This window comes from Rufibacter roseus, assembly GCF_001647285.1.
Lineage (GTDB): Bacteria > Bacteroidota > Bacteroidia > Cytophagales > Hymenobacteraceae > Nibribacter > Nibribacter roseus.
The window spans coordinates 472,056-485,800 of the sequence record NZ_LRML01000001.1; the positions used below are offsets into that span (position 1 = coordinate 472,056).

Below are 13,745 nucleotides of genomic sequence, written 5' to 3' on the forward strand. Positions count from 1 at the left end.
CACAGCATTAATCAAATGAACCCAGCACAAACAGCAGCCAAAGTAATCATAGCAGGCGCCGGTCCCGGTGACCCTGATTTGGTTACCGTGAAGACGGTGAAAGCCTTGCGCTGGGCCGAAGTGATTTTGGTGGACCGGCTAGTGAGCGAGGAGATTCTGGAAAGCTATGCCTCACCCAATGCCGAGATTGTGTACGTGGGCAAGCAGTGCCGCAAAGAGGGCACCACGCCTCAGGCTACTATAAACGAGCTGCTACTGGAGTATGCGCTGCTTGGCAAAAAAGTGCTCAGGTTGAAAGGCGGAGATGTCTCCATCTTCTCCAACGTGCTGGACGAGCTGCAGACCCTGGTAAAGCACGAGATTGCCTACGAAATCATTCCGGGCATTACGGCAGCCTTGGGGGCGGCGGCGTACGCGGGCATTCCGCTTACGGCCCGTCAGCATTCTACGGCAGTTCGCTTCCTTACCTTTTACACCTACAGCAAACTCACCGAGGAGTATTGGCAGGAGCTGGCCCAGACCGAAGACACGCTGGTATTTTACATGAGCAGTGAGCGCCTGGGCGAGGTGGTTGAGAAACTGACCCGCCATGGCATCTCTGAAGAGAAGCAGCTGGCAGTAGTGGAGCAGGCTACTACGCCGTTGCAGCACGTGCAGACCAGCAGCTTGTACGACTACCAAAAGAACCTGGGTGACAAAACGTTTGTCTCGCCCAGCCTCGTGATTATTGGCAAAGTGGTGCACCTGCACCAGCAATATAAGTGGTTCACAAACAACCCAACCAGAGAACATTACTTCAAGCCTATTTCTGAACAAGTAGGTTTGGTACTTCAATAATTTTTCAAAGCGATGTTAGCAGAAGTTAAGTTAAAGACCCTACAGGAACTGGTAAGTCAGTCATCTAAAGAAGACCTGATTTGGATGAGCGGCTACTTGGCCGGCCTTGCGGCGCACCAGAGCGGCACTGTCGCTGCGCCAGCAGTGGCTGAGGCCGCAAAGCCCGCCGTGGGGCGCATTACCATTGCCTACGGCACCGAGACCGGCAACTCCAAGCGCGTGGCTACTGACTTGGCTAGCAAAGCGAAGAAAACCGGCATCAACGCCAAAGTAGTCAACCTGGACCAGTACCGGGTGACAGACCTGGAAAAGGAAGAATACTTCCTAACCGTGATCAGCACGCAGGGCGAGGGAGATCCACCAGCGGGTGCCCAGAAGTTCTATGATTACGTGCACCAAACCGATAAGCAGTTGCCAAAGCTGAAATACAGCGTACTGGCTCTGGGGGACACCTCATACCCGCTGTTCTGCAAAGCCGGTGAAGACGTAGACGCCCAGCTGAAGCGTTTAGGCGGCAGCCCACTGGTGCCTATCCAGAAGTGCGATGTTGATTACGAAGACGAGGCCAATGCCTGGTTCCAGAACGTAATGCAAACCCTGACCAGCGCCGGTTCTTCTGCAGCAGCTGCACCAACTGCCGCGCCAGCTGCAGCTAAAAAAACGGGCAAGAAAATCTACTCCGGTACCATTCTCACCAACATTATTTTGAATGATGTTGGCTCCAATAAAAAAACGCACCACATAGAAATAGAGGCCGAAGACTTGGCCTACGAGCCCGGCGATGCTTTGGGTGTGGTGCCTAAAAACAGACCAGCCACGGTAGAGGCCATCCTGAAAATAACCGGCATCTCAGCCGAGGAGAAGCTGACGCACCGCAACAGCGAGGCCACGGTGCAGGAGCTGCTGCAGGACAAGCTGAACATCACTTACCTGCCGGAGCGCGTGGTGAAGAAATACGCCGAGGTGGTGGAGCAAGACATTCCGGCTACCCGCATTGATTTGCTGGACCTGTTGAGAATCTATCCAGTCAAAGACGCGGCTCAGTTCAGAGAAGTGCTGCAAGTGCTGGAGCCCATTGCGCCCAGGCTTTATTCAATCTCTTCGTCTCTGGAGGCCCATTCCGGTGAAATACACGTGACCGTGGCGCGGGACGAGTTCAGAATAAACGAAGAACTGCTTTGCGGCCACTGCTCAGATTACCTGTCAGAGCTGCCCGAGGGAACTGCCGTGGAATTCTATATCCACAAGAACAGCCAATTCAAGTTACCGGCCGCTGATAAAGATGTGATCATGATCGGACCGGGTACGGGCGTGGCGCCGTTCCGCTCATTCCTGGCCGAGCGTGACGCCGTGGGTGCCGATGGCCGCAACTGGCTCTTCTTCGGAGACCAGCACTTTGTAACCGACTTCCTGTACCAAACTGAGATACAGAGCTGGTTTGAGACGGGCGTATTGACCAAGTTCAACGCAGCTTTCTCAAGAGACCAAAAGGAGAAAGTGTACGTGCAGCACAAAATGCTGGAGAACGCCAAAGACTTCTACGAGTGGCTGAACTCAGGAGCCTACGTGTACGTGTGCGGTGCCAAAGAACCTATGAGCGTGGACGTGGAGAACACCCTGCTGCAGATCATTGGCCTGGGTGCCGGCTCAAGCCCTGAAGAAGCTGCCGTTTACCTAGAGCAGCTGAAAGAGGAGGGCCGTTACCTGAAAGATGTGTATTAAGTAATTATACTCTTCTCCGCTTTGTCATCCTGAAAGGATCTTGTGAGCGAACTAGAAAAGCGGAGATGTAGTGTTTTGCACGCATTTCGTCCCCCTTTGAAGGGGGTAGGGGATAAAACAAAAGCACCTGTTTTAGGCTTGTTTTCTGAAAAATAGCCCCGAAACAGAATATAAAAATAGAACAGGAGAGATCCTGCCCAACATATTAAGACCAGTTCACATGTCAACTGAGAAACAGAACCTGTCGCCGGTAGAGCGCATCAAAGAAACAAGCCAAGGGTTACGGGGAACATTAAAAGACAGCCTGAAAGACGAAATCACCGGCGCCATCCGCGAGGATGATACCAACTTGGTGAAGTTTCACGGCATGTACATGCAAGACGACCGCGATCGCCGCGAGGAAAGAGCTGCCAAAAAACTGGAGCGCCTTTATTCGTTCATGATCCGGTTGCGCCTGCCAGGTGGTTTCCTGACTCCGGAGCAGTGGGTGGCTACGCACCACATTGCCGGCGAGAATTCTACGGGCGTGATCAAAATCACCACGCGCCAGACGCTGCAGTTGCACGGCATTGTGAAGTCGAAGACCAAGCCTACCATTAAGGCGTTCAACCAGGTGGGGCTGGATTCTATTGCTGCCTGCGGCGATGTGAACCGCAACGTGGTGGCCACGGCCAATCCGCTGGAGTCGCCGTTGCACGAGCGCATTTACCAGTACGCCGACCGCATCAGCGAATACCTGCTGCCCAAAACCCGCTCGTATTATGATGTGTGGCTGGACGAGGAGAAAATCTACGACAAAGTAGAAGAGGAAGATCCGCTGTACCAAGACCGGTACCTGCCCCGCAAGTTTAAGATAGGTTTGGTGATTCCGCCCAATAATGATTCTGACGTTTTTGCGCAGGATTTGGGCTTAATTGCCATCATTGAGAACAACGAGCTGAAAGGCTTTAACATCGCCGTAGGCGGAGGACTTTCCTTCACCCACGGTAACCCTGATACCTACGCACGTCTGGCCTCTATTCTTGGGTTTGTGAGCACCGAGGAGTCTGATGAAAAGCTGTTTAAAACAGTTTATGAGGTGCTGACCGTACAGCGCGATTTCGGGAACCGGTCTGACCGCAAACGCGCCCGCGTGAAATACACCATTGACAACCTGACCGTTGAGGGTTACCGGAAAGAGCTGGAAAGCCGCATCGGGTTCGAGCTGGAAGAGGCTCGTCCGTACCAGTTGACCACTCGCAAAGATCACTACGGATGGGTGCAGACCGATAATGGGGCCTGGCATTACACCGTGTTTGTGGAGAACGGTCGCGTGCTGGATCTGGAGAACGGAGCCGCACTGAAAACCGCCCTCTTAGAGGTAGCCGAAACGGGCAAAGCCAACTTTAGGTTTACTTGTAACCAAAACGTGATCCTGAGCGATATCACCCCAGAGGATAAAGCTTTAATTGAGCAGATTCTGGTGAAGCACAATGTGATTCCGCACACTGAGGCTGCCTCTCTGCTACGTAAGAATGCCATGGCCTGTGTGGCGCTTCCTACCTGTCCACTGGCCCTGGCCGAAGCCCAGCGGTATCTGCCGGAGCTCATCACTAAGGTAGATGAAGTAGTAGCGAAACACGACCTGCAAGACGAGGAAATCATCATTAGAATGACCGGTTGCCCCAACGGCTGCGGCCGTTCGGTACTGTCAGAGATTGGCTTTATTGGTACCGCTCCCGGTCACTACAACCTCAACCTGGGCGGTGATCATGAGGGCGAGCGCCTGAACAGAATTTACAGAGAGAACATCGACGAAGCCACTATTCTACAGGAGCTTGATCTGGCATTCGCCAACTTCAAAGAGAACCGTCTGGCGGGCGAACGCTTCGGTGATTTCGCTAACCGCGTGCTGCTGAACTAAATCTTACCCCCAGCCACGGAGAATTCTGAAAAGCGTTTTGAGCCTGTTTTACAAAAAGCAGGCTCAAAACATAGTAACACAGCAGCGCATTAATTTTGCTAGCTCAGGTCTACAGAACGTTTAGCGCTAGGGGGCAAGAAGCTTCTGTCTTGCTCAATCATACTGATAAAAGAACAATCATCAATCAACAATCAGCCATTCTAAAATGCCTGCTGCCGCTGTAATTAAAGAGCAAAATGAGCTGTTTCCGGTTTTCCTGAAACTGGAGCACCTGCGTGTGCTGGTGGTGGGCGGCGGCAACGTGGGACTGGAGAAATTGACGGCGCTGCTGCAAAACTCTCCTACTATAACTATAAAAGTTGTGGCTATACAGTTCAACGAGGCGGTGCTGCAACTGGCTCTGAACCACGACAACATTTCGCTGGTGCCCAAAGCGTTCAACCCGGAAGATGTGGCTGGTTCTGATATAGTCATAGTGGCCGTAAATGACCGTGAGGCTAGCCGCGCTATCAGTCTAGAGGCCAAACGGCAGGGCAAACTGGTAAACGTAGCTGACACTCCTGACCTCTGCGATTTCTACCTGAGCTCAGTAGTGCGCAAGGGCAACCTGAAAATTGCCATCTCTACCAACGGCAAGTCACCTACCATGGCCAAGCGCCTGAAAGAGACTTTTAATGAGGTGCTGCCCGATGAGCTAGATCAGGTGCTGGACAATCTGCAGCAAATCCGGAACCGCCTGAAAGGTGATTTCGCCTCCAAAGTGACCCAACTAAATGATATTACCAAAGTGTTAGTGACCTCTGCCCCAGAAAAGAAAAAGGCAGCAAAGAAAAAGCAATCTGTTCTTTTTTATGCTTTTCTGGCTGTTGTCTTCACCTTGTTGGGTGTAGTACTCTCTTCTTTTGCGCCTGTGCAGGAAGTTTTGGTGCAGGCCCAGGAATACGGAAAGTCCATTGACAAACTGTTTTACTGGATGATCTTGGCCGGTTTTGTGGCCCAAATGGTAGATGGAGCCTTGGGTATGGGCTACGGCGTTACCAGCACCACCATTCTCATGTCATTGGGCGTGAACTTGCCGGCCATCAGCGGGAGTATCCATACCGCTGAAGTTTTTTCCAGCGGGGCTTCGGGCTACAGCCACTACAAGTATGGCAATGTAAACAAGAAGCTGTTCAAGGTGCTGCTCATTCCAGGGGTGATTGGGGCTATTCTGGGCGCGTATTTGCTAAGTGTGGTGGGCGAGGAGTACGGTAGTTCTGTGCGCCCTTTCTTAGCGAGTTATACGCTTGTGTTGGGGGCTAGAATTTTCTACGCAGCCTTCCGGAAAACCAAAGCCCGTAAAAAGATTAAAAAAGCAGGCTGGCTAGCTGGCGCTGGTGGATTCTTAGATTCCTTTGGCGGCGGCGGTTGGGGACCATTGGTGGCTAGTACTCTTATTTCAAAAGGCCGTACTCCGCGCTTCGTGATAGGATCGGTTAGCATCACTGAGTTTTTTGTGGCTCTGGCTAGTTCCCTAACTTTCTTTGTAATGCTCGGATTGAGCCACTTACATATCATTCTGGGCCTGGTGATAGGAGGTGTTATTGCGGCTCCCATAGCTGCCCGCCTGGCTGGTAAATTACCTGTGAAAACTATGTTCATAGCAGTAGGTTCGCTGGTGATCATCTGGAGCCTCAGGATTCTGCTGAAAGCGGTAGGCCTGTTTTAATTTCACACTGAGTATCTCACCCATATTGATGTTGGTCTGTCTGTTTGTTTTGAGGCTGCTTTTTCCAAAACAGCTCCAAAACAAACAGATGACGTTTTAACTATTTCTTTACCGCGCACCAATAAGAAGATTTGTAACTTAGGGGCAATTGTATACCAAAGGCTCCTGCGTACCTATGTATAATCTTCTCTCTCTTCGGCGGTTCTTCTGCTTTCTACTGTTTGTCTGCCTTTTTGTAACCGTGGGCGTTGCCCAGGCCCAAACTCTTAAAATTGCAACCTACAACATCAGGTATGATGAAAAGCGCGATACTGCAAATGCCTGGGTTAACCGCTTGCCGTACATAACTGATTTAATTCAGTTTCATGAGCTGGATATTGTGGGCACGCAGGAGGGGCTGCACCACCAGCTGCAGGATTTAGATAAGGCTCTGGAGAAGTATGCCTATATAGGTGCTGGCCGCGATGACGGAAAAGAGAAAGGGGAGTTTGCCGCCATCTTTTACCGGAAAGACAAATTTCAGCTGCTGGAATCGGGCACGTTCTGGCTATCGCCCACACCCGAAAAGCCCAGCAAGGGTTGGGATGCTGCCTTGAACAGAGTCTGTACCTGGGGACACTTTAAAAATAAAACTACTGGTAAAAGCTTTTTGGTGTACAACATCCACTTTGATCATCGTGGGATAGAGGCCCGAAAAGAAAGCTCCAAGCAACTGTTAGCGTTGATTAAGGCAAAGGCTGTTAAAACACCTGTGGTGCTGATGGGTGATTTCAACTTCGACCAGAACCACGAGAACTATGCGCTGCTGAATCAGTCTGTCCTTGTGAAGGACGCCTTTGACTTGGCTCCGATTAAGTTTGCCCCTAAGGGCACATTCAATGGCTTTGACGTGACCCGTAACTCAGACCAGCGCATTGACCACATCTTCTTGACCCAGCAGTTTCAGGTGAAGAAATACGGTATTCTCACTTATACCTACGGCTCTGGCAAACTGCCCTCAGACCATTATCCGGTGGTGGTGGAGCTGGCATTAAAAGGCAAGTAGGGACAGGTCGCGACCTGTCCTGATGCGGTTGCCGGAACCAATCTCCTCTCAGCTGGGGAAGAGAGCCTATGGAATCTTTCCATAGCTGGGGCAGTCTTCTGCGCCAAAAACTTTGGTCAGGACGCCACCTGTCCCTACACTAAAAAGCTTAAACAGACAGAAACTTGCCTGAAACGGAATTACGTTTCTCTACCTCGGCCAACCAACTGGTGAAGTGTCTGGAGATTTCCTCGCCCTCAATAATGAACCCGTCGTGCCCGTAGTTGGAGTCAATTTCCACGTAAGTAGAATTAGGGAGGTGCTGGGCCAGAAACTGCTGCTCCTGTACGGGGCACAGAATATCACTGCTGATACCGATGACGAGCGTTTTCTGGGCTATTTTTTCCAAAACAGCCTCTAAACGTCCGCCCCTGCCCCGAGCAAGGTGATGGCTGTCCAGTGCTTTGGTCAGGAACCAATAGCTGTAGGCATTGAAGCGGGCCACCAACTTATCTCCCTGGTAATTGAGGTAAGACGAGACGCGGTAATTGTCCAGCTTCTCCGGGTCAGGATCGGTCTGGTTTTGGGCCAGGATCTGGTAATTGCGGTAAGTGAGTATACCCAAGGCACGGGCTGCCTTTAAGCCTTTGCTACCGGCGGCAGGGCTAGGTTCGCCCCAGGTGCCATCTGCTTCCAGCATGAGGCGTTGCGTGGTATGAATACCTATGCCCCAAGTGCTTTCTGCGGCGGAGGTAGCCAACAGGAAAAGGTTCTCTGCCACATCAGGTTCGGTATAGGCCCATTCCAGAACCTGATAGCCGCCACAGCTGCCGCCTCCCAGGATATGGATTTTCTCCAACCCCAAATGTTCGCGCAACAACTTATGCGCTTTCACCATATCTCTGATGGTTACCTGCGGGAAGGTATTGTAATAAGGCTGTTGGGTCTCGGGGTTTATGCTCAGGGGGCCGGTGCTGCCGTAGCAGGAGCCCAAAATGTTGGCGCAGACAATGAAATGTTTTTCAGGGTCTATGACTTTACTTTCCCCCACTATACCGTCCCACCAGTCCAGCACATTGGAATTAGCAGTTAGGGCATGGCAAATCCAGACCACATTGCTTTTCTTTGCGTTCAGTTGCCCAAACGTGTGGTAAGCAATAGTAATTTCTGGAAGTGTTTGCCCCCCCTCTAATAAAAAAGGCTGGGTATATTGAAAATAATTCATGTAGTACCTTTATCTTTTGCAAAGTAAATAGCTAGAGGCGTAAAACCGTAATAAAAATGATAAGAATTGAGATGAACCGCGTGGGTGGCGACTATGGCTTCGAGGCCAGAGACGCCAACGGACATGTGATAGGTACCGATACCAGCCCCGAAAGCGGCGGCCAAAACTTTGGCGTACGCCCTATGCAAATGCTGTTGATGGCTTTAGGCGGCTGCAGCGGTATAGATGTGGTGATGATTTTAAAGAAGCAACGGCAGGAGTTGTTGGGCTTCAAGATGGACATATCCGGCGAACGCGAATCTGGCAAAGAGCCATCGCTCTGGAAGCAGGTACACGTGGTGTTTGAACTGCAAGGCAACATTGACCCCGCCAAAGCCGAACGCGCCTGTGAGCTGTCAATGGAGAAATACTGTTCCGTAGCCGAGACCTTACGCAGAGCCGGTGCGGAGATTACTTGGGAAGTGAGAATCACAGAGTGATTTAGTCCTGAGTTCTGAGTCGCGAGTCTTGAATCATTTAAATTAAATAAAGACCACATCCTCCTCCTTGGCGTTTCCTGCGGGAGCGGGCAACGTAGTGCCAAGGGCACGCAGGCGCTTAGCGGAAGCACGAGACGCAGGTTCTAGTTAGTAGTAGCCACAGAAGCTATGGAACAGCGCACGGTGGCCAGGTGGTAAATTTAATGAAGCCCTTACTGTTTGAGCGGCAGCGAGTTTAAGGGCTTCTTGATTCTTTTGGTTACTTTTCTCATCAAGGAGAAAAGTGACAAACCTAAGCAAGGAGAGAGGCAGACTGGAATAAGACAGAAGCAGTGGTGGGAGCAGAAGGCATTATAGGTTGTCCGTGAGAACACACAACAACGGCGGGGGGTACAGCGGGAGTAAAAGTGCTGGTAGAAGAAATGCGTCTTCGTTAGATCCTTCGGCAGGCTCAGGATGACCGCAAAAGAGAGGAATCAGGAAAGAGTGGATCTACTCGTGTAAACATCCCCCTTCGCCCCCTTCAAAGGGGGAGTATCTTCTTTTGTAAGGGAGGGACAGAAAATAAAGTTGATGAGCAATTGATAGCACATCAGCACCTTGAAAAAAATTAGCACATTAACATTATGGAATACAACCCGCTTACCCAAGCTATTAGAATACAAACGGAACGCACCAGTGAGATGGAGCACTCCACGCCCATGTTCCTGACCAGCAGCTTTATGTTTGAGAACGCCGAGGACATGCGTGCGGCCTTCGCCGATGAAACAGATGACAATATTTACAGCCGCTTCAGCAACCCAACCGTGCAGGAGTTTACGGATAAAATGTGTGCCTTAGAGGGAGCGGAGGCTGGGCATGCCACGGCCTCGGGCATGAGCGCGGTGTTCGCTTCTTTTATGGCGCTGCTCAAGAAAGGCGACCACTTGTTGGCTTGTAACTCCATCTTCGGGAGCACGCATACCATCATCACGAAGTATTTGCCCAAGTACGGCATTGAGTACACGTACGTGGCGGCAGACAAGCCCGAGGAGTGGGAGGCGGCCATTAAGCCTAACACCAAAATGTTTTACCTCGAAACGCCTACCAATCCCGGACTAGATATCATTGACCTGGAGGCGGCCGGTAAGCTGACTAAAAAGCATAACCTCATCCTGAACGTAGACAACTGCTTCGCCACGCCGGTGAACCAGCGCCCTATAGAATATGGTGCCGACATTGTGGTGCACTCCGCCACCAAATGGATTGACGGGCAAGGCCGCGTGTTGGGCGGTGTGGTAGTGGGCAAGAAAGAACTGGTAAAGGAGATTTTCCTGTTCTGCCGCAGCTCCGGCCCTGCGTTATCACCCTTCAATGCTTGGGTGCTGAGCAAGAGCCTGGAGACGTTGGATGTGCGCATGGAGCGTCACGCCAAAAATGCGCTGGGGCTAGCCACCAAACTGCAAGACCACGCTAAGCTGAACTGGGTGAAATATCCGTTCCTGCCTACGCACCCCAGCGTGGAGATAGCTAAGAAACAGATGAAGAACGGCGGCGGGCTTTTCTGCTTTGAGCTGAAAGGCGGCTTGGAGAGCGGCCGTAAGTTCCTGGACAGCCTGCAGCTGATGTCGCTCACCGCTAACTTGGGAGACACCCGCAGTATCGCCTCGCACCCCGCTAGCACCACCCATGCCAAACTTACCGAAGAAGAGCGCCAAGCTGTCGGTATTACTCCCGGCCTAATTCGTATTTCTGTAGGCCTTGAGTACGCTGATGATATTCTGAACGATATTCTGCAGGCGCTGGAGAAGTGCTAAAGGGGTAGTTAATAATGATTAGTGGTTAGTTTTTAGAGATTGGAAAAGTAAGGGCACCTTATGTGACTTTCCCTACCGCGGTGGTTAAACATTACAAAGGTTGTTCCTTCAACATAAAAGGCTGTTTTTAATCTGTTTTTTATAAAACAGGTTAAAAACAGCCTTTTCTCTAAACACTAAACACTACCAACTAAACACTGAAATCAAAAGCTATTCTGAATACTATTGTATAAGCCTTTGGTGCTCCAGTAGCCGCTGGCTATTATGCGCCGGATGGTAAAAAGTGGATCTTGCTCGTCTCGTTTGGTGGCTAAGATAAAGGCAGCATCAAACCCTCTCTTTTTTAGCTCCGGTATGGCAGGCGGGTTCCAGAGCCCGAACGGGTAAGCGAAGTACTTTACCGGCTGACCAGTTATGGCCTGCAGTTGCTGCGTGGGCTTCTCAATCTGCCGTACCCAGTCTTTTCCCTGATACTTCTTCACGTTGTGGTGGTCATAAGTGTGCGAGCCAATGACGTGCCCTTGGTCTGACAGTTCTTTTATTTGTTCTTTAGTCATGTAGTTGGGCCGGCCAATGGAAACGGTCATGATAAAGAACACGCCTTTGAAACCATATTTGTCCAGCTCAGGCTTGGCAACGGTGTACTGATCCAGTTTGGTGTCATCAAAGGTGAGCATGATAGGCTTAGAGGGTAGGGGAGTGCCTTTCACCAGGTAAGCCATGAGTTGGTCGGGCAGAATGGTGTGGTAGCCGCTGTCGGCCAGCATTTTCATCTGGGCTATGAACTCCTCGGGCTTCACAATGTAGTCTTTTCCCACTTTGCCGTCTTTGGCAGTCCACTCCCTGATCTGGTGGTAACACAGAATAGGCACCTGCTTACGGGCCAGCACCGTTGCCGCAGTTACGTTGGCTAAATCAGCAGTGGTAAGGGAAACTGGTGCTTCGGGGCCAGGCTCTGGAGCGGGCGTAGCTTCTTCAGGGGGCGCAGCAGCGGTAGTAGCCTCAGAAGAAGCTACCTTGGCGGCTTGGGCTTCGGTCTGGTCTGAGGAGGAACAGGAAGAAAAGCTGAAACTAAATGCGGCAACCAACAGTGGTGCTGCCCAACGGCGGAAATTCATGTACTGCGAAAGATAAAGGGTAGTAAGAGACAGAGAAGTTTTCCCTGCATCTAATCTACTGAAAAACAGATTACCGTATGTCAGTTTTCGGCCTGATTTTTTAAAAATAGCCCTAAAACAAAAAGGGCCTCACATGTTAGTGAGGCCCTTTCATGAGGACTGATGTATATTAAAACTTAAGCAAGTTTCACATTTACAGCGTTCAAACCTTTGCGGCCTTCTTTCAGCTCAAAAGTTACGTCATCGTTTTCTCTGATTTCGTCAACCAAATTAGTTACGTGTACGAAATACTCTTCGTTTGTTTCTGCGTCTTTAATGAAACCAAAACCTTTGGAATCGTTAAAGAATTTTACTTTACCGTTTTTCATTATGTGATGTTAATAGATAGTCAAAGGTACAGGAATAAACCATATGGCCTACACTTTCCATAATATTTATTTTAAAATATAGGTAAAAAAAAGCCTTGTAACCTGCTGTTAATCAGTATTAATTCAAATAAAAACTGAGTTATGCGGTATTTCTCTGTTATTAAATCCGTATTTGTTCAGGGAAAAGGCGCAGCGGCAAAAGACCCTTTTCTGAGTTATTTTCGGACCGGCTCAAGCCTTTTTTGTAAGTTTAAGGCAGACGCAAACCAGAGGTAATGATTGAAAGCAAAGACAAAATTTTTAAAGTAGGACTTATTGGGTATGGTATGGCGGGGCAGGTTTTCCATGGTCCGTTCATTCATAGTGTAGAGGGGCTGGAGCTAACCAGAATCCGGGAATCAAGAGCGCCCAATATTGCCTTAGCTCAAAGCCGGTACCCAAACGCCACCTTCACTGCCCAGGTAGAAGACATATTTTCTGATCCGCAGATTGACTTGGTGGTAGTGGCTACGCCGAATGCATCGCACTACGAACTTTCCAAAAGAGCCTTGGAGGCCGGCAAGCACGTGGTGGTGGAGAAGCCCTTCACTGCCACTTCAGCCCAGGCAGATGAGCTGATTCAATTGGCGCAGGAAAAGGGCAGAGTACTGACTGTGTACCACAACCGCCGCTGGGACAGTGATTTCAAAACTGTACAGAAAATAGTGAAGGGTGAGGTGCTGGGGAAACTGGTGGAATACAAAGCCCACTTTGATCGCTTTCGGCCGGCGCTGCGCGAAAACACCTGGAAAGAAGAAGACGCTCCCGGCTCCGGTATTGTCTTCGATTTAGGTTCGCACCTCATTGACCAGGCGCTGGTGCTGTTTGGGTTGCCACAGGAAGTCTCCGCAGATGTGCGGGTGCAGCGGCCGAATAGTCAGATTGCAGATAAATTTGAAGCCACTTTGTATTATGACAACCTCACCGTCACTTTATCGGCTGGATTGTTGGTGCGCGAACTTAGCCCCCGCTACACCTTGCACGGCGACAAAGGTTCGTTTTTAAAGTACGGCATGGATGTGCAGGAAGAAGCTCTTAAGAACGGCCAATTCCCAGACCAGAACCCGAGTTGGGGCGTAGAGCCGGAGAGTATGTATGGTAACTTAAATACAGAACTACAAGGCCTGCATTTTGAGGGAAAAATTGAAAGCGAGCGCGGCGACTACCGTGACTACTACCGGAATGTGTATGAAGCAATTTCTGGGCAAGGGGCGCTGGCAGTAAAGCCTGAACAAGCCCGAAATGTGATAAAGGTGGTGGAGTTAATCATGCAGAGCAGCCAAGAGAAAAAGAGAGTAGTTTTCCAATAACTGTTTTAGGCTTGTTTTTCTAAAAACAGGTCTAAAACAAGGCAATGGCCTCAGATTAGCCACGTTGTTCATGTGAGTAATGTGGTGTATCTGAGGCCATTGCTTTGTTGAAGAATATAATCTGCCCTAGGCAATTTATTCCTGAAAAATACTACCTAAAAAGAAAGGAGTAGTGTCTTTGTTAGTTATGCAGGCATTGGGGAATGAGGTATGCTT

Annotated in this window: 11 protein-coding genes; 8 read left to right on the plus strand and 3 right to left on the minus strand. The window is 50.2% G+C overall.

The features are described from left to right. The first annotated feature begins 15 nt into the window (after nucleotides 1-15). The 5 genes from cobA (at nucleotide 16) to A8O23_RS01595 (ending at nucleotide 7,215) form a co-directional block, all read left to right on the plus strand. Entirely contained in the window at nucleotides 16-837 is an 822-nt protein-coding gene (gene cobA / locus A8O23_RS01575; RefSeq protein ID WP_066615644.1) for a uroporphyrinogen-III C-methyltransferase, read from the plus strand. Between the two features lie 12 nt (nucleotides 838-849). Further along, nucleotides 850-2,559, plus strand: coding sequence for a diflavin oxidoreductase (locus A8O23_RS01580; RefSeq protein ID WP_066615646.1), 1,710 nt, complete (start codon nucleotides 850-852; stop codon nucleotides 2,557-2,559). Nucleotides 2,560-2,779: 220 nt separating this feature from the next. Beyond that, complete coding sequence (gene cysI, locus A8O23_RS01585; protein ID WP_066615648.1) at nucleotides 2,780-4,462, plus strand: assimilatory sulfite reductase (NADPH) hemoprotein subunit; 1,683 nt, start codon at nucleotides 2,780-2,782, stop codon at nucleotides 4,460-4,462. 205 nt (nucleotides 4,463-4,667) lie between these two features. Beyond that, entirely contained in the window at nucleotides 4,668-6,170 is a 1,503-nt protein-coding gene (locus A8O23_RS22035; RefSeq protein WP_066615650.1) for a TSUP family transporter, read from the plus strand. A gap of 175 nt (nucleotides 6,171-6,345) precedes the next feature. Next, nucleotides 6,346-7,215 carry an endonuclease/exonuclease/phosphatase family protein gene (locus tag A8O23_RS01595; RefSeq protein WP_066615652.1) on the plus strand — a complete coding sequence of 290 codons (870 nt, stop codon included), beginning with the start codon at nucleotides 6,346-6,348 and terminating at the stop codon, nucleotides 7,213-7,215. 148 nt (nucleotides 7,216-7,363) lie between these two features. Here A8O23_RS01595 and metX read toward each other — a convergent pair whose 3' ends face one another. Continuing rightward, nucleotides 7,364-8,419: a homoserine O-acetyltransferase MetX gene (gene metX / locus A8O23_RS01600; protein ID WP_066615654.1), complete on the minus strand. Its 1,056-nt coding sequence runs from the start codon at nucleotides 8,417-8,419 to the stop codon at nucleotides 7,364-7,366. A gap of 56 nt (nucleotides 8,420-8,475) precedes the next feature. On the opposite strand from metX, the gene A8O23_RS01605 reads away from it, so the two are divergent. Together A8O23_RS01605 and A8O23_RS01610 are read left to right on the plus strand one after the other, a co-directional pair. Then, nucleotides 8,476-8,898, plus strand: coding sequence for an OsmC family protein (locus A8O23_RS01605; protein WP_066615656.1), 423 nt, complete (start codon nucleotides 8,476-8,478; stop codon nucleotides 8,896-8,898). A gap of 626 nt (nucleotides 8,899-9,524) precedes the next feature. Further along, nucleotides 9,525-10,694 carry a trans-sulfuration enzyme family protein gene (locus tag A8O23_RS01610; RefSeq protein WP_066615657.1) on the plus strand — a complete coding sequence of 390 codons (1,170 nt, stop codon included), beginning with the start codon at nucleotides 9,525-9,527 and terminating at the stop codon, nucleotides 10,692-10,694. Between the two features lie 203 nt (nucleotides 10,695-10,897). On the opposite strand, the gene A8O23_RS01615 is transcribed toward A8O23_RS01610, so the two are convergent. Together A8O23_RS01615 and A8O23_RS01620 are read right to left on the minus strand one after the other, a co-directional pair. Then, nucleotides 10,898-11,812 (minus strand): polysaccharide deacetylase family protein, encoded by a 915-nt coding sequence (locus A8O23_RS01615; RefSeq protein WP_066615659.1) that lies wholly within the window; start codon nucleotides 11,810-11,812, stop codon nucleotides 10,898-10,900. A gap of 176 nt (nucleotides 11,813-11,988) precedes the next feature. Continuing rightward, nucleotides 11,989-12,180, minus strand: coding sequence for a cold-shock protein (locus A8O23_RS01620; RefSeq protein ID WP_066615664.1), 192 nt, complete (start codon nucleotides 12,178-12,180; stop codon nucleotides 11,989-11,991). A 275-nt stretch (nucleotides 12,181-12,455) separates the two neighbouring features. Between A8O23_RS01620 and A8O23_RS01625 the strand changes: the two genes are divergently transcribed. Then, nucleotides 12,456-13,529, plus strand: coding sequence for an oxidoreductase (locus A8O23_RS01625; RefSeq protein ID WP_066615667.1), 1,074 nt, complete (start codon nucleotides 12,456-12,458; stop codon nucleotides 13,527-13,529). The last annotated feature ends 216 nt before the right edge of the window (nucleotides 13,530-13,745 follow it).

Bases quoted from the DNA above. Each gene is read 5' to 3' on its own strand.
- cysI (WP_066615648.1), top strand. From the start codon at position 2,780: ATGTCAACTGAGAAACAGAACCTGTCGCCGGTAGAGCGCATCAAAGAA.
- A8O23_RS01605 (WP_066615656.1), top strand. From the start codon at position 8,476: ATGATAAGAATTGAGATGAACCGCGTGGGTGGCGACTATGGCTTCGAG.
- A8O23_RS01620 (WP_066615664.1), bottom strand. From the start codon at position 12,180: ATGAAAAACGGTAAAGTAAAATTCTTTAACGATTCCAAAGGTTTTGGT.
- cobA (WP_066615644.1), top strand. From the start codon at position 16: ATGAACCCAGCACAAACAGCAGCCAAAGTAATCATAGCAGGCGCCGGT.
- A8O23_RS01595 (WP_066615652.1), top strand. From the start codon at position 6,346: ATGTATAATCTTCTCTCTCTTCGGCGGTTCTTCTGCTTTCTACTGTTT.
- A8O23_RS22035 (WP_066615650.1), top strand. From the start codon at position 4,668: ATGCCTGCTGCCGCTGTAATTAAAGAGCAAAATGAGCTGTTTCCGGTT.
- A8O23_RS01615 (WP_066615659.1), bottom strand. From the start codon at position 11,812: ATGAATTTCCGCCGTTGGGCAGCACCACTGTTGGTTGCCGCATTTAGT.
- A8O23_RS01580 (WP_066615646.1), top strand. From the start codon at position 850: ATGTTAGCAGAAGTTAAGTTAAAGACCCTACAGGAACTGGTAAGTCAG.
- metX (WP_066615654.1), bottom strand. From the start codon at position 8,419: ATGAATTATTTTCAATATACCCAGCCTTTTTTATTAGAGGGGGGGCAA.
- A8O23_RS01625 (WP_066615667.1), top strand. From the start codon at position 12,456: ATGATTGAAAGCAAAGACAAAATTTTTAAAGTAGGACTTATTGGGTAT.
- A8O23_RS01610 (WP_066615657.1), top strand. From the start codon at position 9,525: ATGGAATACAACCCGCTTACCCAAGCTATTAGAATACAAACGGAACGC.